Source organism: Trabulsiella guamensis ATCC 49490 (genome assembly GCF_000734965.1).
Taxonomy (GTDB): Bacteria; Pseudomonadota; Gammaproteobacteria; order Enterobacterales; family Enterobacteriaceae; genus Trabulsiella; species Trabulsiella guamensis.
In genome coordinates this window covers 73,689-92,680 of the sequence record NZ_JMTB01000044.1, presented here as the reverse complement: position 1 = coordinate 92,680, position 18,992 = coordinate 73,689, and the positions used below count along the sequence as shown (strand labels likewise).

Genomic DNA, 18,992 nt, shown 5'->3' with positions numbered 1-18,992 from the left:
CTTCAGGAGTACATCAACACGCAGTGTATGAAATAAAAATGTTTTGACCGCACTTTGCAAATCACAAAGTCCATTAAATGAGCCTCGCTACAACGCGGGGCTTTTTTATGCCTAAAAGTTACCGCTCATCCCTTTTCTGTACCTGAGTGCCGTAATTTTTCCCAATCTCCAAAACGCGCACTAGCCCGCGCATTGTACAATCCCAGAGCCTACAGAAAGCTGAGCCTGAGAGATGCCGCTAATAGGTGGCAACCTCTCTGGGAGGCGGTTTCTCTGTGCTAGCAGGCTCGCTTTCTGTAGGTAAACGTCATGACGAATATTGTTCCCATGAATTACGATGACCGTTCATTCCCTTTTACATCTGATTGCTGGTTTAACGCCACGGTGGCGGCAAAGCATCACCATAAAAGACCTCTTGATTGGTTGCGACTTGAATCGGCCAAGGAATATGCAGATGAACTTGGTAAAGAGTTAGGAATTCATGCACTTAACTCTAAAGGTGAGATTTCTCACCTTTTATCGCGAGTGGAGAAAGGGCGTAACGGTGGTACCTGGATGCATCCAGAGCTTGCCGTTGAGTTCGCTCGATGGTTGTCTCCTAAATTTGCCCGTGCCTGTGACCGGCATATAAAAAATCTTCTCCTGAGTAAAAACTTTCAACTCACCGAAGATCAGATCATTGGCCTGATGGTATGTCAGCAACCAACATCATGGGAAAAACGCTTTAAAGAACCGTTCTACCAGGCGCTTTCAAAAATGTCTGGCCTTCCTTATTTCGGTCATGTTGGTGGCTGCCCGGCATTGTTCGGTCAGATTACTGCTCGCTGGGTTTATGCTGTCGCACTGCCTGATTATGTGTATCAGGCCGCAAAACAGGCTGCAATAGACAGTGGTGAGAAAATACACCAGCACCTGAAACCTGATGCGTTAGTGAAAGTTGAACACCAACTTGTAGCTGTTACCAATATCGCTCGTTGTAGTGTTGACCCAAAAGACTTTGAAGCCCGTTGCATGTCAGCTTTTACCGTGAAAGGTCAAATGAAACTGCTGTATGCGGTGGCCTGATCATGCGTAACCGAATCGTTGAATGCGCCTCCAGAGCGGGGCGCGACTTCGCAGAGTTTATGAAGGGTAAACAGGACATGATGCAGGCTATCAGGTCGGCGGAGGAGTTTACCGAGCAACTCCGCCTTGCCGGGTGTACTCATCATCACTTTGTGAACCTCATGTTAATGAAATCAATCATGAAAGTGTTTGACGACATCTGTCGGGAAGAGAAACACACCCGCTGCCGGAGAAGAAAACATGAATAATAAAACCGTTGTTAATGTGGACGGGCAGAACTGGTACATGTTTGACCTCAAATACACGGATTGCGACGGACGTTCTTTTGCGATCCCCTTCTATGCCACCAGCAGAGACCACGCTGCCTGCATCGTGGACGACATCCGCAACACTGCCACCCTCGGCGATCAGATTATTGAGATAGCAAAATGTTAGCAACGTATTGATTAATAGGTTCTTTCTGGCGATTTAAAATACCGAGGGTAGGAATACCCGCGCTGGTCATCTATTTATGAGTTTTTTTCAGAGGTTGGTTGTTGTTTTGTTGTCGTCAAAAAACGGGAAGATGAGATGGCTGTTTTACTCAATAAAAGTGACATGGCTGCCTCCATCGGTATTTCTGTCCAGGCTTTTGATAAATGGGGAGTTATTCCGGTTGAACGGAAGGGGAGAGAGGTCTTCTATGATGTCAAAACTGTCATCGAAAAAGACAGGGAAAGACGACAGCGAAAACAACAACCTGACGATGATGAAAATGACGATCTTGAAACCCAGCTTCTGAAAGAAAGGATCAGCCTGACGGCAGAACAGGCGAGAAGCCAGAGACTGAAAAATCAGGTTAAAGAAGGTGAGTTAATTGATACCGGGTTTTGCAGTTTTGCACTGAGCAAACTGGCAATGGATTTATCCAGCATTCTTGATGCCATCCCTCTGTCAATGCAGCGCCAGTTTCCGGAGTTATCACCTCAGCAGGTGGAACACCTGAAACGGCTGGTGGCAAAAGGTGCCAACGCCTGTGCCCGAGCAGGAGATCAACTACAGGCGATGATGGATGAATATATCAGCGATACAGATGAATAATATGCTGGCAGCCATCCGTGAGGGATTGCAGCCACTCGTCAGACAGCTCCCGATGACTGCTGTTGAATGGGTTGATGAATACTACCGATTGCCGAAAGAATCATCATATGGTTCCGGAGACTGGCAGACACTGCCTTTTCAGGCCGCCATCATAAATGCGATGGGAAGTGACCTGATAAGGACAGTTAATCTGATCAAGTCGGCGCGCGTTGGCTATACCAAAATGCTGCTGGGCGTGGTTGCGTACTTCATTGAACACAAATCCCGGAACAGCCTTTTGTTTCAGCCAACAGATGCTGACGCGGAAAACTTCATGAAAACCCATGTGGAACCAACGATTCGCGATGTTAACAGTCTGAAAGCACTTGCCCCGTGGTTCGGTAAGAAACACCGGGATAACACGCTGAGCATGAAACGCTTTTCTTCTGGTGTCGGTTTCTGGTGTCTTGGTGGCGCTGCTGCAAAAAACTACCGTGAAAAATCGGTTGATATTGTGTGTTACGACGAGCTTTCATCATTTGAACCTGACGTTGAAAAAGAAGGTTCGCCAACGCTGCTCGGTGACAAGCGTATTGAAGGTTCTGTCTGGCCTAAATCCATTCGTGGGTCAACGCCAAAAGAGAAGGGGCTTTGCCAGATCGAAAAGGCGGCAAATGAGTCCAGGCATTTCATGCGGTTTCATGTTCCGTGCCCACACTGTGGCGAAGAACAGTTTCTGAAGTTTGGCGACAGCGACACGGCATTTGGCCTGAAATGGGAAAAAGACAAGCCGGAAACCGTTTATTACCTGTGTGAGCACAATGGCTGTGTTATCCGTCAGTCTGAGCTTGACCAGACATCCGGGCGCTGGATCGACGATAACGAAGGCATATGGACAACTGATGGCCTGACATGGTTCAGTGCCGAAGGGCAGGAAGTTCCGTCACCGAGGAACATCAGCTTTCACATCTGGACTGCATACAGCCCGTTCACCACCTGGGTGCAGATTGTGTACGACTGGTATGACGCACTGAAAGATCCGAATGGTGTGAAAACGTTCACCAATACCACGCTTGGCGAGACATGGGAAGAGGCAGTCGCGGAGAAACTCAGCGCTGAAACAGTACTGGAAAAACGCTGTGCCTATGGTGCTCAGGTGCCGGAACGGGTGGTGTACCTGACGGCAGGCATCGACTCACAGCGTGATCGTTATGAAATCTATGTCTGGGGCTGGGCACCTGACGAAGAAGCGTTTCTTGTCGACAAAATCATTATCATGGGGCGACACGACCGCGAAGAAACCCTGCTGAGGGTGGATTCAGTGATCAACAAAAAATACCGACATGCCGATGGAACAGAAATGTCCATTGCCCGTATTTGCTGGGACACTGGCGGTATTGATCAACAACTCGTATTTCAGCGGGCAAAAAAACACGGTGTGTTTCGTGTGCTGCCGATTAAAGGCGCATCAGTCTATGGCAAGCCAGTCATTAACATGCCGAAAACACGTAATCAGCAGGGTGTTTTCCTTTGTGAGGTGGGCAGTGATACTGCCAAAGAGATGATTTATGCCCGCCTGAAAATGGATCCTGCGCCGTTAAGTGTTCCCACACCCTATGCCATTCATCTGCCTGACGACCAGGACATATTTAATGATGCTGAGGCCCGTCAGCTTGTGGCTGAAGAGTTGATTGAAAAGGTGGTGAACGGCAGAAAAAAACTGTTGTGGGATGCAAAAGGGCGGAGGAACGAAGCGCTAGACTGTCTGGTTTACGCTTATGCCGCGCTGCGTGTCTCTGTTCAGCGCTGGCAGCTTGATCTTAATGCACTGGCTGAATCCAGAAAACAGGAAAATCGCCGTGAAGAACTTTCTTTTGAGCAACTGGCCGCCATGCTGGGAGGTGATTAATGGCAACAATGACTGAACTGCTGGAGGCACGAAATGTATTACACGCGCTGAGGCTCGGAAAACAGGTTATATCCGTCACAAAGGACGGCCGCAGAGTGGAATATAAACCCGCTGATGTGGGTGATTTGATCAGATATATTGCCACGCTGGAAGAGGAGCTTGGTATCAGCGGTGGTCGTCGCCGTGGCCCTGCCGGAGTACGTTTATGAAGCGTCCTGCACTGATTGATATTCACGGTAATCCCCTGCGGGAAAGTCTGGGATACCAGGGGGGTGGTATCGGGTTTGGCGGACAGATGGCGGAATGGATCCCCGCTGCGGAAAGCGCTGATGCGGCGCTGATCCCCTCCCTGCGTCTTGGCAATGCCCGTGCGGATGATCTGGTCAGAAACAACGGCGTGGCCGCGAATGCGGTGGCGCTTCACAAGGATCACATTGTCGGTCATCTGTTTATGCTCAGCTACCGGCCTAACTGGCGGTATCTTGGAATGAAAGAGGAAGATGCCAAAGACTTTGTTGCCGAGGTGGAAGCAGCATGGTTTGAATACTGTGACGCGATTTTTGGTGAGATCGACGTGGAGGGCAAACGCACATTTACTGAGTTTATTCGTGGTGGTGTCGGGAGCCATGCTTTCAGCGGTGAAGTGTTTGTTCAGCCAGTGTGGGACGCTGAAACCACGCAGGTTTTCCGCACGCGATTTAAGGCAATCAGCCCGCGTCGTGTTGATACGCCAGGGCATTCCATTGGCAGCCGCTTTCTTCGTGCCGGTGTGGAGATTGATAAACATGGTCGCGCACTGGCCTACCATGTCTGTGAAGATGACTGGCCGTTTTCCGGTGCCGGTAAGTTTACGCGAGTTCCACGCACCCTGAGTTCCGGGCGTCCGGCGATGATCCACATTTTTGAACCCCTTGAAGACGGGCAGACACGCGGCGCTAACCAGTTTTTCAGCGTGATGGAACAGCTAAAAATGCTTGATACGCTCCAGAAAACGCAACTCCAGTCGGCCATAGTCAAGGCGATGTACGCCGCAACGATTGAAAGCGAGCTGAGTTCTGATAAAGCATTCGAGTATATTGCTGCCGGATTTTCTGAAGCTGAAAATCCGCTCAACAAAATACTGAACAAATACGCCACCTATTACACCGCCAACAATATACGGCTTGGCGGCGTGCGGATCCCCCATCTGTTTCCCGGAGATGAGCTTAATCTACAGACTGCGCAGGACTCCGATAACGGTTTCTCGGCGCTGGAAAAGTGTCTGCTGCGGTATATTGCTGCCGGTCTTGGTGTGTCATACGAACAGCTTTCCCGTGATTATTCGCAGGTGAGTTATTCCAGTGCCCGCGCCTCTGCTAACGAGTCATGGCGTTATTTTATGGGCCGCCGGAAAATCATTGCTGCCCGGCAGGCGTCACAGATGTTTGCCTGCTGGCTGGAAGAAGCACTGGTGCGCGGTATTATCCGTGCTCCCGCAGCCCGCTTTTCGTTCTGGCAGGCGCGATCGAGCTGGTGCCGTTCTGAATGGATTGGTGCAGGCCGTATGGCGATCGACGGACTGAAAGAGGTGCAGGAAGCCGTGATGCGCATAGAAGGCGGACTCAGTACGTATGAAAAAGAACTGGCAATAATGGGTGAAGATTATCAGGAGATTTTCGCGCAGCAACTCAGGGAATCGGAAGAGCGCCGCCAGGCAGGGTTAACCCCTCCGGTCTGGATCGCCGCCACCTACCAGCAACAAATTAACGACAGTCGCAAACCCGAAAAGGAGGGCGCGAAACGTGAGCCGTAATCTGTCACACATTGCGGCAGTGGCATTTAATGAGCCGCTGTTACTTGAACCCGCCTATGCGCGGGTTTTCTTTTGCGCGCTGGGCAGGGAAATGGGTGCCACAAGCCTTTCCGTTCCACAGCAGCACGTCACTTTACAGCCGCCTGATATCCAGGCCGAAACTGAAGATTACATGTCCGGCGGAAAACGTGCCGCAAGGGTGTACAGGGTTATCAATGGCATCGCCGTGCTGCCGGTCACCGGTACGCTGGTGCATCGTCTTGGTGCCATGCGTCCGTTTTCCGGTATGACCGGCTATGACGGGATCACCAGTTGCCTTCAGCAGGCAATGGAAGATGTGTCAGTGCGCGGGGTGCTGCTCGATATTGACAGTCCTGGCGGCCAGGCAGCGGGTGCATTTGACTGCGCAGACATGATTTACCGGCTGCGTGACAAAAAACCTGTCTGGGCGCTGTGCAATGACACCGCCTGTTCTGCCGCCATGTTGCTGGCAAGCGCCTGTTCGCGGCGACTGGTAACCCAGACAGCAAGGATTGGTTCTGTTGGCGTCATGATGGCTCACGCCAGTTTTGCCGGGCAACTGGAACAGGCAGGCGTTGACATCACGCTGATTTATTCCGGTTCGCACAAGGTTGACGGTAACCAGTTTGAAGCACTGCCGCCGGAAATTCGACAGGACTTTCAGAGCCGCATCGATGCCGCGCGTCAGATGTTCGCCGGAAAAGTGGCGACCTATACCGGGCTGACCGTTGCCGGGGTGATGGCGACAGAGGCAGCCGTATATGTCGGTCAGAGTGGTATTGATGCCGGTCTGGCTGATGAAATGGTTAACGCAGCGGATGCTGTCAGTGTGATGGCGGCATCCATCAGTAATGAAGAAAGAGGAGGCACAATGCCTGAATTAACAGCAACAGAAGCTGCCGCGCAGGAGAATCAGCGTGTGCTTGGGATCCTGAACTGTCAGGAGGCGAAAGGCCGCGAAACGCTGGCTCAGACGCTGGCAGGCCAGCCAGGAATGAGCGTTGAGCAGGCAAAAGCCATTTTGTCAGCAGCACCGCAGCCCGCACAGGAAACGGCAACCAGCGAAGCGGACAAAATTATGTCGTGCGATGCTGCAAAAGGTCGCGAGATGCTGGCGTCAGCACTGGCCGGCACGCCGGGCATGACGCTTGAAAAAGCGATTCCGATCCTCAACTCAGCGCCGCAGTCGGCAACATTGTCTGCGCAAATTCTGGCGCTGGATGAGGCAAAAGGTCGCGAGATGCTGGCGGACAAACTGGCTTCACAGCCCGGAATGACTGTCGAAACAGCCCGTGAACTGCTGGCCGCCTCACCTTCACAGGCCGCGTCCTCAAGTGGCAGCAGCGCTTTTGAGCAGTATATGGCCCTGAACTCCCCGTCTGCGGTATCGGCTGGCAGTGATTCAGGAACTGACACCGAGGAATCATTAATGATGAGCATTCCCGGTACACCTCTCGCTGAAACAGGACTTAAAAAATGATTACGACTGTAACCGAAACCCGTCAGGGTCGCCGCGTTTTTGCCGGAAATGACGAAGCACATACTGCGAAAGCGTCAAGCGGTATTACTGTTGCAACCCCCGCACTCACACCACTGATGCTGAATACGACCAGCGGGAAGCTGGTGGTCTGGGATGGCGCTGCTTCAGGTACTGCTGTCGGTGTTCTGGCACTGGCGCTTGAAGGAACCGAGCAGATCCTGACGTATTACAAATCCGGCACTTTTGCGACGGAATCCCTTGTCTGGCCCACCGGCGTTGATGCAGTCAAAAAGGCAAATGCTTTTGTCGGTTGTTCCATCAGCCATGCTTAACAGTACAAATCGGGTCGTTTCAGACCTGATTCAGGTTTGTTTTCATTAAAAAAGAGGTTTTCCAATGGGACTGTTTACGACCCGACAACTGCTTGGGTACACCGAGCAAAAAGTGAAGTTTCAGGCGTTTTTCCTGAATATGTTTTTTAACCGTACCGTGAACTTCTCCACTGAAGAGGTCATGCTTGACAAAATCACCGGCAAAACGCCGATCGCGGCCTATATTTCCCCTGTTGTGGAAGGGAAAGTGCTGCGCAACCGTGGTGGTGAGACCCGCGTAGTGCGTCCCGGCTATGTCAAACCCAAGCATGAAGTCAATTATCAGCAGGCAATTGAGCGCCTGCCCGGTGAAAATCCGGCACAGCTTAACGATCCGGCATACCGTCGCATGCGAATTCTTACTGACAATCTCAAGCAGGAAGAGTTTGCCATCGTTCAGGTGGAAGAAATGCAGGCGGTAAACGCGATTCTGTACGGCAAGTACACGATGACCGGCGAACAATTTGCAACGATTGAAGTTGATTTTGGTCGCTCCGCCGCAAACAACATCGTGCAGGCTACGGGTACGAAATGGTCAGAGCAAAACAAGGATACGTTTGATCCTTCCGGCGATATTGACACCTACAGCGACCTTGCATCCGGCGTAATTAACGTTGCCGTCATGACCGGGGATGTCTGGAAGACACTGAACGGCTTTAAGTTGTTCAGGGAGAAACTGGATACCCGCCGTGGCTCTGTGTCAGAGCTGGAAACTGCCGTGAAAGATTTGGGTAGTGTGGTGTCGTTTAAAGGGCATTTTGGTGACCTTGCAATTTACGTCATCAAAACCACCTGGATCGATGAAAACGGCGTGGCACAGCGCTATTTGCCGGCAGGTACAATGATCCTGGGCAATACCGCATCTGAAGGTATCCGTTGCTACGGTGCCATTCAGGATGCGCAGGCACTGTCTGAGGGGATTGTGGCAGCAGCGCGTTATCCGAAACACTGGCTGACCGTTGGCGACCCTGCGCGTGAATTCACCATGACGCAATCCGCGCCGCTGATGGTGCTGCCGGATCCTGATGAATTCGTTGTTGTCACTGTGCAGTAAGTTCAGTCACTGACATAGCACCACGGTCTGTAATGGCCGTGGTGCCTGGAGGAAGTATGAATAAGTCGTTAATGCCGGACAGCGAAGCGAAAGAGCGGTGGATCATCACAAGAGATAATGACCACTATTACTTTGTCAGAGAAATTAACGGGGTGGTTGAGGAATCGTACGCGCCTGTAAGCAGACCGAGAGCGACCGTTTTTGCCGCCGCCATTATCCAGGGATTTGAGCCACCGGGCGGGCGGAAGCTTCACATCTATCCGGGAGGTTTCGTGCTGTGAGCATGCATGACATTTTAACCATTCTCGCATGCGGGATTGGAGGTGGCCTTGCCGGACATTTTTTAATCAACACGTTCACATGGTTCCTCGTTGGTTACAGGGATTACTTCACAACAGGAGTGCTTAACGGGATTTACCGTCTTTTCGGTCGCAAGCCTGACGCAAAGACCTGGAGGGATTGAGAACTAATCAGTCAGGGCGTGGGGAGGCCATTTTGTTCCCTGTATCGTTCAATTTCAGCCTGAATTGCGGCAATGGCGCGCATGGAGTCGTACTGCGTTTGTCTGAGATTTTCAATGGTGAATTTGTCTTCTTCCATCAGGTTGAGCATGCGGAAATACCGAAAAACATAAACCTCGGGGCCGCTGACTGTGTAGCCCTTTGTTTTCGAAATGTTTTGATGGAGTTCCCATTCTTTCATCGCAAGAGTGAGGGCCATTTCTCTAATTTTTGCACGGGTTTCCGCTGTTCTGCGCTCCGCCTCAATAGTTCGTTCCGATTTACGTTGCCATGCACCGTTAATTAACGAAACAACGCCGGCGACACATGCGCTCAGAACGACGCTGCTCGCGATAGTTGCAATATCCATGTCGAACCTCCTGCGGTTCTTGGTTGTGAGAAACCGAGAATATCACTGCATGAAGGTTTGGCACCACGCATGTATAGCGCCTCACACGCGCCAGTTAAATCCATGAGCCTTCAGAAAGCGAGCCTGAGAGTTACCGCTGGCGGTAACATTCATGGTGCGGTTTCTCTGTGTGACAGGCTCGCTTTCTACAGGCAAACCGCCGATTTTTTTTGAGGTATATAACATGGCAACAAAAGCAGAAAACATCGTCACCCTGGTGGCGCTGGCGGAAAAACTCGGGCGTCAGGTGGATACCACAGGCACTGCCGCCGAGGTTGCGCAGCGCGTAGCGGAGTGGCAGGAAGAGGCTGACGGGCTGGATGGTACAGGTACTGAACCCGTCGATGATGGTGAACCTGTGGGTACGGACAGTGAAAGCGCACAACAGCCTGCTGCCATTTCGCCATCTGAACATGATGGCATGGTGCTGGTGAAACTTCTCATGAGTGTTCATCTTGCTGGTGCGTATGCCGCTGATGGCGTGACTAAAGTCGATATTGGTACTGCCGGGCAACAGGTGCGCATTCCTGAAAGTCTTGTTGAACCGTTGCACCGGGAAAAGGTCATTGCATGACAGGCGGGTTAATTTTTTATGACATTTATTAGTTTCATTTGAAAGTGTTTCGTGTTGTTACTATATACTTTGATAGCCAGCACCGGAAATGCGTGGCTATAAATGAGGGAAAACTGTTGTGTTAATTCATGGGATCTGGCTGATGTCGGCAGATCCTTATTTTTTTTCATCATTGCCAGGCAGGAACTTGTGGAATTCAATAATGTTTTCGACAGCGCTATAGCTTCTGCTGATGCTGCCATCATGGAATGCATGTCATCTCCGTTCGGACTGGTGTTAAGAACCGGGGATATTCTGAATATTAAGGCTATCTATGATACTGAACTGGCGTCAGCGCCGGGTAAAAAAGACGTCGCCAGCCCCAGAACAATTGATGTATCACTGGAACATGGCGCGCTGACTGTGCTCGGCCAGCGTATCGATCGTAACCTGATTGCCGGTGCTGTGGTGAATACGCCACAGGGAGAAAAAGCGGTCGGTGGTGTTCTGTATCCTGATGCCACTACCACGCTCATCGTCCTGACAGTAAAAGGGGGCGATCAGCTTCCTGCCGGTGGCGGCGAGAGGTTCCTGAAAGATGAGTAGCCTTTATATGCAGCTCGATGAAGATGAGCTTAACCGCATTGTGGCGATGTTTGCCGATGTTTCTTCCGGTGTCATTAAACTGGCCTTCCATCGTGCAAGACGCCGCACGGAAGCAACGGTTATGCAGCAGGCTACCCGCATGATGCAACAGAAACTGAAGCTGGCATCCGGTGTCCAGAAGCGCCTTAAGCGCCGTATTCAGTCTCATCTTAAGGCAACCACGGCTGATGCGTCAGAAATGAAGTTCTGGTTTGGCCTGAATAACCTTGATCCTGGCATGTTCAGCGGTGGTGTTCGTCGTGTACGCGGTGGTCTGATGATTCGCGGGACATATTATGAACGCGCATTTGTTGCCATTATTCGCGGTAAACGTAAGGTGATGCAGCGCCTCGGGAAAAGCGCTTTTCCGGTTGTTAATGTAACTGTACCCATCTCAGACGAAATGACCATTGCGCTTGAAGATGAGCTTTTTGAGCGGATTCCGGATATTTTTCTTCGCCATTTTGAAACAGATCTCCGTGCACGGGTCAGTTCCGATGCCTGGAAAGATTTCTGGCGCGGAAAAGATCAAAATCTGGCAGCGGCAGAACGTAACATCGAGGTGTGGTAATGGGTGTGCTGATTGGAACTCCCGGTGAATTCTGTTCGTGTGTTGTTGATACACTGCGAAGCAGGATCGTGTCATCACTTGATATTGTCGACTATGATGACATCTGGCGTACTGAGGTAACAAAACCCTCAATTGTCGTACAAATAGAAGACTCACATCCCGGTACCCGCCAGGCGACAGGGCGGTACACTCACCGGGTTATTATAACGGCGCATTGCCTGATCCCCGTCTCACATCAGAAAGCGACGCTTACCGCCATTGACCTGGCTGCGGAAGTTGAACGCGTCATAGACAACAACCGGTTTGGCATTGACCCGAAATGTATCGGCGCTCCTGAAATTCAGGTGAGTGGCGATACCGGCTATCTGTTTGGTTTTGACGGTGTTGTTGTACGTGGTGTCCAGTGGATACAACCTCTTTTCCTCGGTAAAGACTATTTTTCTGATGATGAACTGCGGGGGAGTATCTGGCTGGCGGTTAATCCGGTGGATGCTGACGATAAAGGTGAATATTCGCAGATCTGGCCGAAGGAAACAGACGATGAAAACACTGATGAAAATGATGCTGGCTCCAGTGGAGGAGTCACTGGCTGAACTTCAGGAAGCGGCAGAAGACAACCGCAGGCAGGGAAATAATCTGATCTGCAAGGGTGTTGTTAAATCCGCGCCAGGCGGGAAACGTGTTGTGGTACAGATTGGCGAAAATACCACCCCACCTATTCAGTTTCTCGTACCGGGTGCTGGTGTCACCTCGGTATACCGGTGTCCGTCGCCTGGTGAGATCGTCATTGTCCTGAATTTTGGTACTGGTGACGATTTTCAGAGTTGTGTCGCACTGACGGGGTTGTTTTCTGATCAGTTTCCGTTTCCGACAGAAAATTCCGATGAAGTGGTTTTTAAATACGGCGAGAAAGCCTACAGCAGGATTGATGTGACCAGCGGAAAAATGACGATCCACGCCGCAGGCGGTGTGGAATATGTTGACACGCCGGAAGTAAAAAATAGCGATGGTGAGATGGCTGATAAGGTTCGCCGGATGTCAGAAGATCGTCGTATTTATGACGGGCACAACCACCCCGGCGACAGTGGCGGCCAGACCGGTGCGGCTAACCAGAAACAGGGGGGCTAATGATTGGTATGGACAGACGAACCGGGCGGGCAGTCAGTGATACAGAACAGCTCATTTCCCGGCTCGGACAGGTAATGACCACGCCGAAAGGTGCCAGAAACAGACTGCGTGATTTTGGTTCTGACGTACTGAAATACTACTCCGCAAATATCACACCAACCACTGCGCTTCTGATGAAATCTGCGGCCAGTGATGCACTGACAGAGCCGGTGAATGGCCTGCTGGACTTTGAATGCAGCAAAATCAATATTCATCCGCGTGAAGCCGGGTGTGTGATGGAGTTCGTTGGTGTGTTTAACGGTAAAACTGAAACAGTGAGCGTACCCCTGAATGTTTAATCCACTGACAGACCGACTTCCCGTACCCGATGCGTTAGTTGTCACTGGCGCAACGGCACGACTGCCTGAACTCAAACAGGCGCTGATTGATGAAGTTACCCGTCTCCGGCCTGCGGATGCTGCTGGCGTGGTTGCGACGCTTGAAAACAATGCTGAAATGCTGACGGTATTGTTACAGGCAATGTCTCAGGTCATCACGACCCGCGAGCGGCGTGCAAACTGGCAGATGCTGCAAATGTTGTTGTTGTGGGCGGAAGGCTCAAATCTGGATGCCCGCGCCGCAGATGCCGGTATTAAACGGCAGGTGATAACCGCCGGTGATCCGGATGCCATTCCACCAATATCGCCTGAAATGGAAAGTGATGACGATCTGCGTTTTCGCTCACTGCTGGCCCCCTACGGGTTTGCAACGACCGGAAGCCGGACAGCGTATCGTTTTCACGCGATGACGCTTGGCGAAAAGCCGCATGTCACCATCGATTCTGAAGAGGCTGGCGTTGTCACACTGACATACCGGTTCCCGGACAGCACTCAGGCTGCAAAAGTCCGGGATGCGAGTGCCAGAGTGCTTGAACCTGGTACCGGGAAAGTCGGGATCTGGATTTTGTCGCGCGAAGCAGACAACGGTGTTCCTGGTACTGAGCTGGTTGCCGCAGCGCAACAGTATCTGACAAGGGATGATGTGGCGCTGGAGACAGACATTATCACCGTGTATCCTGGTCAACCGCTTGAATATACAGTGCATGCCACCCTTCACGGCAAGAATACGCCGGACGGACTGATTGACGCGGAAGCTATCAGGGATGCGCTTGATGTGTACACGCGAAACGCCATGCGGCTTGAGGGGCGTATTGATATCTCCATGCTCTACTACCTGTTACAGAAACCGCAGACCGTCACCAGCGTGGATCTGCATGAACCGCAGGTTTCGGTGGTGGCTGACCACACTCAGGCACCTTACTGCACAGGGATTGAACTTGAGGTGATCTATGACCTCTGACGTCAGTATCCAGCCTGACAACCGATCAGGTCTGCAACATGCGCTTGAGAGCCTGTTAGACAGGTACATGGGGATAATTGAAGCGGAAGCACCATACCGGACGTTGCTTTTTCCGTACAAAACACCGTCACAGTATCTTCCGGCACTGGCTATTGAAAAAGGTGTTCTTGACTGGGCGGAGGATGATGCCGAAAGCGCCGTGCGTGAAACAGTGGCGAATGGCCTGGTCATTCAGTCTCATGCCTGTACCCGTCAGGGGATCAGGGATGCACTTGCCGCGCTGGGGATTGATGTCAGAGTCACGCGTAGCGGACCCTATGAACTCAGTGTAGACGCTATGTTACAGGATCAGCCGCTTGATGAAACAACAGCTTTACGCGTAATGGCGCGTATTAATGCCTATAAGGCAGAGCGTGATGTTGCTGATCTGAAGCTTGTGAGAAAGAGCAATGTTGCGATTTATACCGGCGTTGCGGCGGTCAGTGAAGCAAAAATTAATGTCGGCACGAAACCTTATCCGGCATCGGTACTGACTGCACCGCTGGCGACGGGATGCATAACGTATGCGGTAACCCGGATTGATATTCCTTTTCTGGAGACAACATGAGTGAATTTTACGGGATTTTGACGGCGGCGGGTGCGGCTGCCTGTGCGCATTCTGTCGAAACCGGACAGCCCTTAAATATTAACACTGTCGTGATCGGAGATGGCAACGGTACGACGCCGCAGCCTGTTCCCGAACAAACAGATCTTGTTAATACGGTGTATACCGGGCAACTGAACAGCCTGACTCAGGACAGCAGTAATCCGTCAGTTCTGGTGGCCGAAGTTGTACTTCCTGCGGAAGTTGGCCCGTTCTGGTGTCGTGAACTGGGACTTAAAGCTGATGACGGCACGTTAATAGCAGTCTGCTCGCTACCACCGCAATACAAAGTCGTGGCGGCAGAGGGCGCGGCAGGGACAATGGTATTCAGCGTAAGTATCATTTTTTCTGATGGTGCCAATGTCACGCTGACGGTCGATGATTCTGCGATCCTTGCCACCAAGGGATATATTGATATGGCGCTGGCAGAGCACATTGCCGACCCGGACGCACATCCTCAGTACGTTACCATCGCCACATTAAGAAAGCATATTCCGACAGGTGTTCCGCTCCCCTGGCCGACAGAAACACCTCCCACGGGATGGCTGAAATGTAACGGTGCGACCTTCAGCAAAACGCTGTATCCGATCCTCGGTGCGGCCTATCCGTCAGGGCAGTTGCCGGATCTGCGCGCGGAATTTATCCGTGGCTGGGATGACGGTCGCAATATTGATACTGATCGCGGCATTCTGAGCCAGCAGGATGGAACCATTGTGACCTGTTCATTGTATGGTTCAGGTACTGCGGCAACTGTCATGGGGGTGTTAAGAAGCAACAGTGACTCTCCGGCGGAGCCTTTTGACGGGGATGCAATGAATCAAATCGATATATTGTTAGCCACCACCATCACATCTTCGGTGACAACCGGCCTGGCTACTGTCAATGATGCAGTACGCGCACGACCGCGTAACGTGGCGTTTAACTATATTGTGAGAGCGGAATAATGAATACGACAGATGCAGTTATAGGGAAAAACGGTCTTGCAACTACACCAGGTAACATCACTGTATACCGGTTTCACAAAGCGACCACGGAATATATTTCACCTGCGACAGAGTACCTCGCTGAAGGTGTTGGCATTCCGGCGGACACCTGCACGGATGCACCACCTGATGCAAAAGCAGGTTTTGCAATTGTCAGAAATGCAGAGAACACCGCCTGGCAGCTTGTTCCGGATCACCGTGGCGACACCGTGTATCTGAAATCCACGGGACAGGCATTCGTTGTCAGCCTGCCGGGCGACTATTCAGAAGACGTCACCACGCAGGCCCCGCTCACTATCTATGACAAATGGGATGGCAGCGCCTGGGTGACGGATACCGCAGCACAGCATGCGGCAGACGTGGCGGTTGCAGAACAGCAGAAAGCAACGTTACTGTCAGCGGCTCAGGAGACGATCAGCCTCTGGCAGACAGATTTGTTGCTGGGCACCATCACTGATGAAAACCGGCTGAAACTGATTGCGTGGCGGCAGTACATGGAGGACGTAAGGGCGGTTGATGTTGCCGTCGCGCCTGATCTGGTGTGGCCTTCCCACCCCGTCATCTGAGTGATAATTCTATCAGCAGCGGCCATCAGGCCGCTTTTTTTATGCCCGGAGAAATTATGGATCGCAAGAAATACATTGTGACGATCGGGGTCGAACATCCCGGAACCGGTCACTGGCTTGATGCCGGAACCCGTATTGAGCTGACAGAGCGGCAGGCGAAGATTTTACTGCTGAACGGTCACATTAAACCTGCTGACGCGGAGACCACCGCCGCAGCAACCCGCAAAAAACGCCAGTAAGGAGCATCCTGTGCCAGAAATTCAGAGTTTTGTCCACAACGGGGCGACCATTGAGAGCAAAAAGGCACCGCAGCCGATGGGGCCTGCTGGTGCAACCGTCTTTGGTCTTGTCGGTACCGCACCCAATATTGATCCGTTAATTCCCCTCAACAAACCGTATCGTATTGCTAACCCGTCACAACTGGCCGCACTGGATCCAACGGGTGCTGAGGCCGGTACACTGTATCCGGCGATTGCCGCCATTCAGCAACTGGCGTCTGTTGCCATCTATGCCGTGGTGGTACCGGAAGGTTCTGACGCACCGGAAGACCACGATTACACTGGTGTCGTGGTTTCAGCCACTGACGACGCTGGCACAGGAACGGTCAGCGTTGTCTTAAAGGACAGCACCCTTACGACCAGTGTCACAGACACCACGGGATGGAGTGTCACGGTTGACAGCAAAACCGCTGATGTTGTGAGCTTTACCGTCAGTGATGAGGATACACTGGTTTTGTCAGGCGTATCAGGCATCACAGCCGCTGATTTTACAGCAGAAATGGTTGTGACCATCAACGGCAAAACGCTGGTCAGCTCCACCACCGTAGCCAATATTATTGGCGGCGTGGATCCGGCAACGGGGCGTATCACTGGCATGCAGGCACTGAAAAATACGCAGGAATCGCTGACACACATCAGCGCTCCGGGATTCAGTCAGAAGCCTGTGCATGATGCGCTTGCCGCGCTGGGGGCAAAAATCTTCGCCATCCCGGTTGGCGACGGGCCATCCACCAACGATCAGGATGCCATTGCCTTGTCTGAGTCAATGGCTGTTACCGGTACCGGCTATGATCAGTTCTACCTCGTTGACCCGATGGTTAAAATCTGGAGCCAGGCTGAGGCGGATTACATTTATGGCTCAGCATCCGCACAGGCACTTGCCTGTTTTGCCCGTGTGAAACCGTGGGAATCGCCTGGAAAAGGGCGTATGGGCGTGAACATTGCCGGGCTTCAGCGCCATATTGACTACAATCTGCTCGACAGAACAACCGGCGGTGACATGCTGAACCGGTATGGTGTGAGCTACTTCGCCCGCACATCCATGGGGGGCTATTCCCTGATTGGTAACCGTACGGTTTCCGGTCGCTTTGTGTCTCAGGTCGGTCTTGAACATACCATCATCCGCAAGCTGCTTGATACGACAGAGCCGGGGATGGCGGAAAACCTGACTAAAACCTTCATGGAACAGCGCATTAATCTGATCAACGACTGGCTTTCCGGTCTGGCAACCGAAGAAGCACTGATCGGGGCGAAGGTTTATCTGCATCCGACGCTGAACACGGTCGACAACTACCGCAATGGCGAATGGCACATTGCGATTAACTACGCCGGGTACAGCCCGAACGAACACGTCGTGTATCATCTGTCAGAAGATACCGGCATTGTTAAATCCTTCCTGGAGAGCATCCTGTAATGGCCGGAGTATTAACCCGCATGGCGCAGCGCGCCGTAATTCAGGGGGTGCCGTTGTATCTGACACTTGAAGACGTGGCAGATCCGGCACCTAAAAAGATGATGGAAAAAACCCGTGGAGGTTCGTTCGTTGAACGGGAGGTGTCAACCGGCATTGAGGCCATGACGGCAAGCCTGACAATCAAGGGCTGTCGTCAGGAAGTGCTTGCCATGTACGGCCTTCAGGCCGGGAAAAACTGCGCGGTTACTGTTGATGAAGGTTACCGTGACGAGGACGGCACGCAATTTAAAGTGAAGTCAGAATGGGTTGGTGAAATCAGCAGTATTGAAGACAGCAATACCAAGATGGGTGAACTTTCCCAGACCGTGATTAATTTTTCCTGCCGTCGCAAGAAAAAGACCATCAACGGGCGTATCTGCTGGGAAGTTGCCAGTGATGGCAGCGTTGTTAACCTTGGTCAGGAAGATTTCCTTGCACCGTTCCGGGCGATTGTCGGTCTTGCATAACAGCATATGTGACTTCCCTGCCACTCAGTCCCCGCTTCGTGCGGGGATTTTTTTTCTCAGAGGTTTTTTTCATGGCTTATACCAGAACCGTAAAACTGGCTTTCCCGATCACTACTGTTTCCGGACTACTGAAAGAACTGACGGTCAGCACGCTCCCGGCAAAACAGGTGCGTGAGATAGCTAAAAAGCACAATACCGACCACGATCAGACAGGGTTTGCTGCACTCGATCAGGAGTTTGAGCTGGCTGTTGCCATGACCGGGCAACCGGAAGAAATCATCGCGCAACTGAAAAAACCGGATTACAACTCGCTGACCGCGCAGATTGACCGTCTGACCAACTACACCACGCCGGATTTGCTTGAAGAGGATGAAAACCTGCGCATCGCGGCAGGTAAAAAAGTGGTTAAAGCAGAGGTCAGTAAAGAAAATCCGTCCCTGCTGGTGGTCGTCAGCGATCCGCTCAGTGGTGAGGTTGCTGATTATCGCCTTCAGCCGCCAACGGTCGGCCTGACCCGTCAGGTGCGTATTGAAAAAGACAATCACAAGCGTGGCATGATGGTTGCCAGCACATGCACCGGATTGCATCAGGACGTTATCGACATGTTTCACATGCCGGATTTTAATTATCTGATGGAGCTGATCAGCGATTTTTTGACACAACCGGGGGACTACTTTCAGAAGCAGACGTTGACAGACTGACCGATG

Annotated in this window: 25 protein-coding genes and 1 pseudogene; 25 read left to right on the top strand and 1 reads right to left on the bottom strand. The window is 51.8% G+C overall.

What is annotated here, in order from left to right:
- Nucleotides 1-309: 309 nt before the first annotated feature.
- The 11 genes and pseudogenes from GTGU_RS06075 (at nucleotide 310) to GTGU_RS06025 (ending at nucleotide 9,032) form a co-directional block, all read left to right on the top strand.
- On the top strand, nucleotides 310-1,065 hold the full coding sequence (locus GTGU_RS06075; RefSeq protein ID WP_038154926.1) for a KilA-N domain-containing protein: 756 nt from the start codon (nucleotides 310-312) through the stop codon (nucleotides 1,063-1,065).
- A 2-nt stretch (nucleotides 1,066-1,067) separates the two neighbouring features.
- Nucleotides 1,068-1,313 carry a hypothetical protein gene (locus GTGU_RS06070; protein WP_038154924.1) on the top strand — a complete coding sequence of 82 codons (246 nt, stop codon included), beginning with the start codon at nucleotides 1,068-1,070 and terminating at the stop codon, nucleotides 1,311-1,313.
- Nucleotides 1,306-1,500: a hypothetical protein gene (locus GTGU_RS06065; protein WP_038154922.1), complete on the top strand. Its 195-nt coding sequence runs from the start codon at nucleotides 1,306-1,308 to the stop codon at nucleotides 1,498-1,500. The genes GTGU_RS06070 and GTGU_RS06065 overlap by 8 nt, the downstream gene beginning before the upstream one ends.
- A 135-nt stretch (nucleotides 1,501-1,635) precedes the next feature.
- The gene (locus GTGU_RS06060) at nucleotides 1,636-2,145 is read left to right on the top strand and encodes a terminase small subunit (RefSeq protein WP_038154921.1); all 510 of its coding nucleotides are present in this window, start codon (nucleotides 1,636-1,638) and stop codon (nucleotides 2,143-2,145) included.
- A pseudogene (locus GTGU_RS06055) lies at nucleotides 2,117-4,049 on the top strand (phage terminase large subunit family protein). Before GTGU_RS06060 ends, GTGU_RS06055 begins: the two are co-directional and overlap by 29 nt.
- Complete coding sequence (locus GTGU_RS06050; protein WP_038154919.1) at nucleotides 4,033-4,242, top strand: phage head-tail joining protein; 210 nt, start codon at nucleotides 4,033-4,035, stop codon at nucleotides 4,240-4,242. Before GTGU_RS06055 ends, GTGU_RS06050 begins: the two are co-directional and overlap by 17 nt.
- Nucleotides 4,239-5,825 carry a phage portal protein gene (locus GTGU_RS06045; RefSeq protein ID WP_038154918.1) on the top strand — a complete coding sequence of 529 codons (1,587 nt, stop codon included), beginning with the start codon at nucleotides 4,239-4,241 and terminating at the stop codon, nucleotides 5,823-5,825. Before GTGU_RS06050 ends, GTGU_RS06045 begins: the two co-directional genes overlap by 4 nt.
- Nucleotides 5,815-7,326: a S49 family peptidase gene (locus GTGU_RS06040; RefSeq protein ID WP_038154917.1), complete on the top strand. Its 1,512-nt coding sequence runs from the start codon at nucleotides 5,815-5,817 to the stop codon at nucleotides 7,324-7,326. The genes GTGU_RS06045 and GTGU_RS06040 overlap by 11 nt, the downstream gene beginning before the upstream one ends.
- Nucleotides 7,323-7,658, top strand: coding sequence for a head decoration protein (locus GTGU_RS06035; protein WP_038154916.1), 336 nt, complete (start codon nucleotides 7,323-7,325; stop codon nucleotides 7,656-7,658). The genes GTGU_RS06040 and GTGU_RS06035 overlap by 4 nt, the downstream gene beginning before the upstream one ends.
- A gap of 64 nt (nucleotides 7,659-7,722) precedes the next feature.
- A complete protein-coding gene (locus GTGU_RS06030; RefSeq protein WP_038154915.1) occupies nucleotides 7,723-8,751 on the top strand; it encodes a major capsid protein in 1,029 nt (342 codons plus the stop codon).
- A 56-nt stretch (nucleotides 8,752-8,807) separates the two neighbouring features.
- On the top strand, nucleotides 8,808-9,032 hold the full coding sequence (locus GTGU_RS06025; protein WP_051857304.1) for a hypothetical protein: 225 nt from the start codon (nucleotides 8,808-8,810) through the stop codon (nucleotides 9,030-9,032).
- 193 nt (nucleotides 9,033-9,225) lie between these two features.
- On the opposite strand, the gene GTGU_RS06015 is transcribed toward GTGU_RS06025, so the two are convergent.
- The gene (locus tag GTGU_RS06015; protein ID WP_038154912.1) at nucleotides 9,226-9,621 is read right to left on the bottom strand and encodes a hypothetical protein; all 396 of its coding nucleotides are present in this window, start codon (nucleotides 9,619-9,621) and stop codon (nucleotides 9,226-9,228) included.
- A 223-nt stretch (nucleotides 9,622-9,844) separates the two neighbouring features.
- On the opposite strand from GTGU_RS06015, the gene gpFI reads away from it, so the two are divergent.
- The 14 genes from gpFI to GTGU_RS05940 all read left to right on the top strand — a co-directional run bounded on the left by gpFI (nucleotide 9,845) and on the right by GTGU_RS05940 (nucleotide 18,986).
- The gene (gpFI, locus tag GTGU_RS06010; RefSeq protein WP_169741165.1) at nucleotides 9,845-10,234 is read left to right on the top strand and encodes a DNA-packaging protein FI; all 390 of its coding nucleotides are present in this window, start codon (nucleotides 9,845-9,847) and stop codon (nucleotides 10,232-10,234) included.
- 189 nt (nucleotides 10,235-10,423) lie between these two features.
- On the top strand, nucleotides 10,424-10,819 hold the full coding sequence (locus GTGU_RS06000) for a hypothetical protein (RefSeq protein WP_156964075.1): 396 nt from the start codon (nucleotides 10,424-10,426) through the stop codon (nucleotides 10,817-10,819).
- The gene (locus tag GTGU_RS05995; RefSeq protein WP_156964073.1) at nucleotides 10,812-11,429 is read left to right on the top strand and encodes a regulator of G-protein signaling domain-containing protein; all 618 of its coding nucleotides are present in this window, start codon (nucleotides 10,812-10,814) and stop codon (nucleotides 11,427-11,429) included. Before GTGU_RS06000 ends, GTGU_RS05995 begins: the two co-directional genes overlap by 8 nt.
- 68 nt (nucleotides 11,430-11,497) lie before the next feature.
- Complete coding sequence (locus GTGU_RS26030) at nucleotides 11,498-12,022, top strand: hypothetical protein (protein WP_169741164.1); 525 nt, start codon at nucleotides 11,498-11,500, stop codon at nucleotides 12,020-12,022.
- Nucleotides 11,970-12,557: a phage baseplate assembly protein V gene (locus GTGU_RS05985; RefSeq protein ID WP_038154901.1), complete on the top strand. Its 588-nt coding sequence runs from the start codon at nucleotides 11,970-11,972 to the stop codon at nucleotides 12,555-12,557. The genes GTGU_RS26030 and GTGU_RS05985 overlap by 53 nt, the downstream gene beginning before the upstream one ends.
- Nucleotides 12,557-12,895: a hypothetical protein gene (locus GTGU_RS05980; protein ID WP_038154899.1), complete on the top strand. Its 339-nt coding sequence runs from the start codon at nucleotides 12,557-12,559 to the stop codon at nucleotides 12,893-12,895. The genes GTGU_RS05985 and GTGU_RS05980 overlap by 1 nt, the downstream gene beginning before the upstream one ends.
- Complete coding sequence (locus tag GTGU_RS05975) at nucleotides 12,888-13,895, top strand: baseplate J/gp47 family protein (protein WP_051857303.1); 1,008 nt, start codon at nucleotides 12,888-12,890, stop codon at nucleotides 13,893-13,895. Before GTGU_RS05980 ends, GTGU_RS05975 begins: the two co-directional genes overlap by 8 nt.
- A complete protein-coding gene (locus GTGU_RS23950) occupies nucleotides 13,885-14,502 on the top strand; it encodes a phage tail protein I (protein WP_051857302.1) in 618 nt (205 codons plus the stop codon). The genes GTGU_RS05975 and GTGU_RS23950 overlap by 11 nt, the downstream gene beginning before the upstream one ends.
- The gene (locus GTGU_RS05965) at nucleotides 14,499-15,482 is read left to right on the top strand and encodes a phage tail protein (protein ID WP_038154897.1); all 984 of its coding nucleotides are present in this window, start codon (nucleotides 14,499-14,501) and stop codon (nucleotides 15,480-15,482) included. Before GTGU_RS23950 ends, GTGU_RS05965 begins: the two co-directional genes overlap by 4 nt.
- On the top strand, nucleotides 15,482-16,087 hold the full coding sequence (locus GTGU_RS05960) for a tail fiber assembly protein (RefSeq protein ID WP_038154895.1): 606 nt from the start codon (nucleotides 15,482-15,484) through the stop codon (nucleotides 16,085-16,087). The genes GTGU_RS05965 and GTGU_RS05960 overlap by 1 nt, the downstream gene beginning before the upstream one ends.
- A gap of 56 nt (nucleotides 16,088-16,143) precedes the next feature.
- Nucleotides 16,144-16,326, top strand: coding sequence for a hypothetical protein (locus GTGU_RS05955; protein WP_038154893.1), 183 nt, complete (start codon nucleotides 16,144-16,146; stop codon nucleotides 16,324-16,326).
- 10 nt (nucleotides 16,327-16,336) lie between these two features.
- A complete protein-coding gene (locus tag GTGU_RS23945) occupies nucleotides 16,337-17,779 on the top strand; it encodes a phage tail sheath protein (protein ID WP_051857301.1) in 1,443 nt (480 codons plus the stop codon).
- The gene (locus GTGU_RS05945) at nucleotides 17,779-18,285 is read left to right on the top strand and encodes a phage major tail tube protein (RefSeq protein ID WP_038154891.1); all 507 of its coding nucleotides are present in this window, start codon (nucleotides 17,779-17,781) and stop codon (nucleotides 18,283-18,285) included. The genes GTGU_RS23945 and GTGU_RS05945 overlap by 1 nt, the downstream gene beginning before the upstream one ends.
- A gap of 71 nt (nucleotides 18,286-18,356) precedes the next feature.
- Nucleotides 18,357-18,986: a phage tail assembly protein gene (locus GTGU_RS05940; protein WP_038154889.1), complete on the top strand. Its 630-nt coding sequence runs from the start codon at nucleotides 18,357-18,359 to the stop codon at nucleotides 18,984-18,986.
- The last annotated feature ends 6 nt before the right edge of the window (nucleotides 18,987-18,992 follow it).

Bases quoted from the DNA above. Each gene is read 5' to 3' on its own strand.
- GTGU_RS23950 (WP_051857302.1), top strand. From the start codon at position 13,885: ATGACCTCTGACGTCAGTATCCAGCCTGACAACCGATCAGGTCTGCAA.
- GTGU_RS05955 (WP_038154893.1), top strand. From the start codon at position 16,144: ATGGATCGCAAGAAATACATTGTGACGATCGGGGTCGAACATCCCGGA.
- gpFI (WP_169741165.1), top strand. From the start codon at position 9,845: ATGGCAACAAAAGCAGAAAACATCGTCACCCTGGTGGCGCTGGCGGAA.
- GTGU_RS05975 (WP_051857303.1), top strand. From the start codon at position 12,888: ATGTTTAATCCACTGACAGACCGACTTCCCGTACCCGATGCGTTAGTT.
- GTGU_RS06025 (WP_051857304.1), top strand. From the start codon at position 8,808: ATGAATAAGTCGTTAATGCCGGACAGCGAAGCGAAAGAGCGGTGGATC.
- GTGU_RS05995 (WP_156964073.1), top strand. From the start codon at position 10,812: ATGAGTAGCCTTTATATGCAGCTCGATGAAGATGAGCTTAACCGCATT.
- GTGU_RS06035 (WP_038154916.1), top strand. From the start codon at position 7,323: ATGATTACGACTGTAACCGAAACCCGTCAGGGTCGCCGCGTTTTTGCC.
- GTGU_RS06065 (WP_038154922.1), top strand. From the start codon at position 1,306: ATGAATAATAAAACCGTTGTTAATGTGGACGGGCAGAACTGGTACATG.
- GTGU_RS06030 (WP_038154915.1), top strand. From the start codon at position 7,723: ATGGGACTGTTTACGACCCGACAACTGCTTGGGTACACCGAGCAAAAA.
- GTGU_RS05985 (WP_038154901.1), top strand. From the start codon at position 11,970: ATGAAAACACTGATGAAAATGATGCTGGCTCCAGTGGAGGAGTCACTG.
- GTGU_RS05945 (WP_038154891.1), top strand. From the start codon at position 17,779: ATGGCCGGAGTATTAACCCGCATGGCGCAGCGCGCCGTAATTCAGGGG.
- GTGU_RS06070 (WP_038154924.1), top strand. From the start codon at position 1,068: ATGCGTAACCGAATCGTTGAATGCGCCTCCAGAGCGGGGCGCGACTTC.
- GTGU_RS05960 (WP_038154895.1), top strand. From the start codon at position 15,482: ATGAATACGACAGATGCAGTTATAGGGAAAAACGGTCTTGCAACTACA.
- GTGU_RS06060 (WP_038154921.1), top strand. From the start codon at position 1,636: ATGGCTGTTTTACTCAATAAAAGTGACATGGCTGCCTCCATCGGTATT.
- GTGU_RS06075 (WP_038154926.1), top strand. From the start codon at position 310: ATGACGAATATTGTTCCCATGAATTACGATGACCGTTCATTCCCTTTT.
- GTGU_RS06050 (WP_038154919.1), top strand. From the start codon at position 4,033: ATGGCAACAATGACTGAACTGCTGGAGGCACGAAATGTATTACACGCG.
- GTGU_RS06045 (WP_038154918.1), top strand. From the start codon at position 4,239: ATGAAGCGTCCTGCACTGATTGATATTCACGGTAATCCCCTGCGGGAA.
- GTGU_RS06015 (WP_038154912.1), bottom strand. From the start codon at position 9,621: ATGGATATTGCAACTATCGCGAGCAGCGTCGTTCTGAGCGCATGTGTC.
- GTGU_RS05980 (WP_038154899.1), top strand. From the start codon at position 12,557: ATGATTGGTATGGACAGACGAACCGGGCGGGCAGTCAGTGATACAGAA.
- GTGU_RS05965 (WP_038154897.1), top strand. From the start codon at position 14,499: ATGAGTGAATTTTACGGGATTTTGACGGCGGCGGGTGCGGCTGCCTGT.
- GTGU_RS05940 (WP_038154889.1), top strand. From the start codon at position 18,357: ATGGCTTATACCAGAACCGTAAAACTGGCTTTCCCGATCACTACTGTT.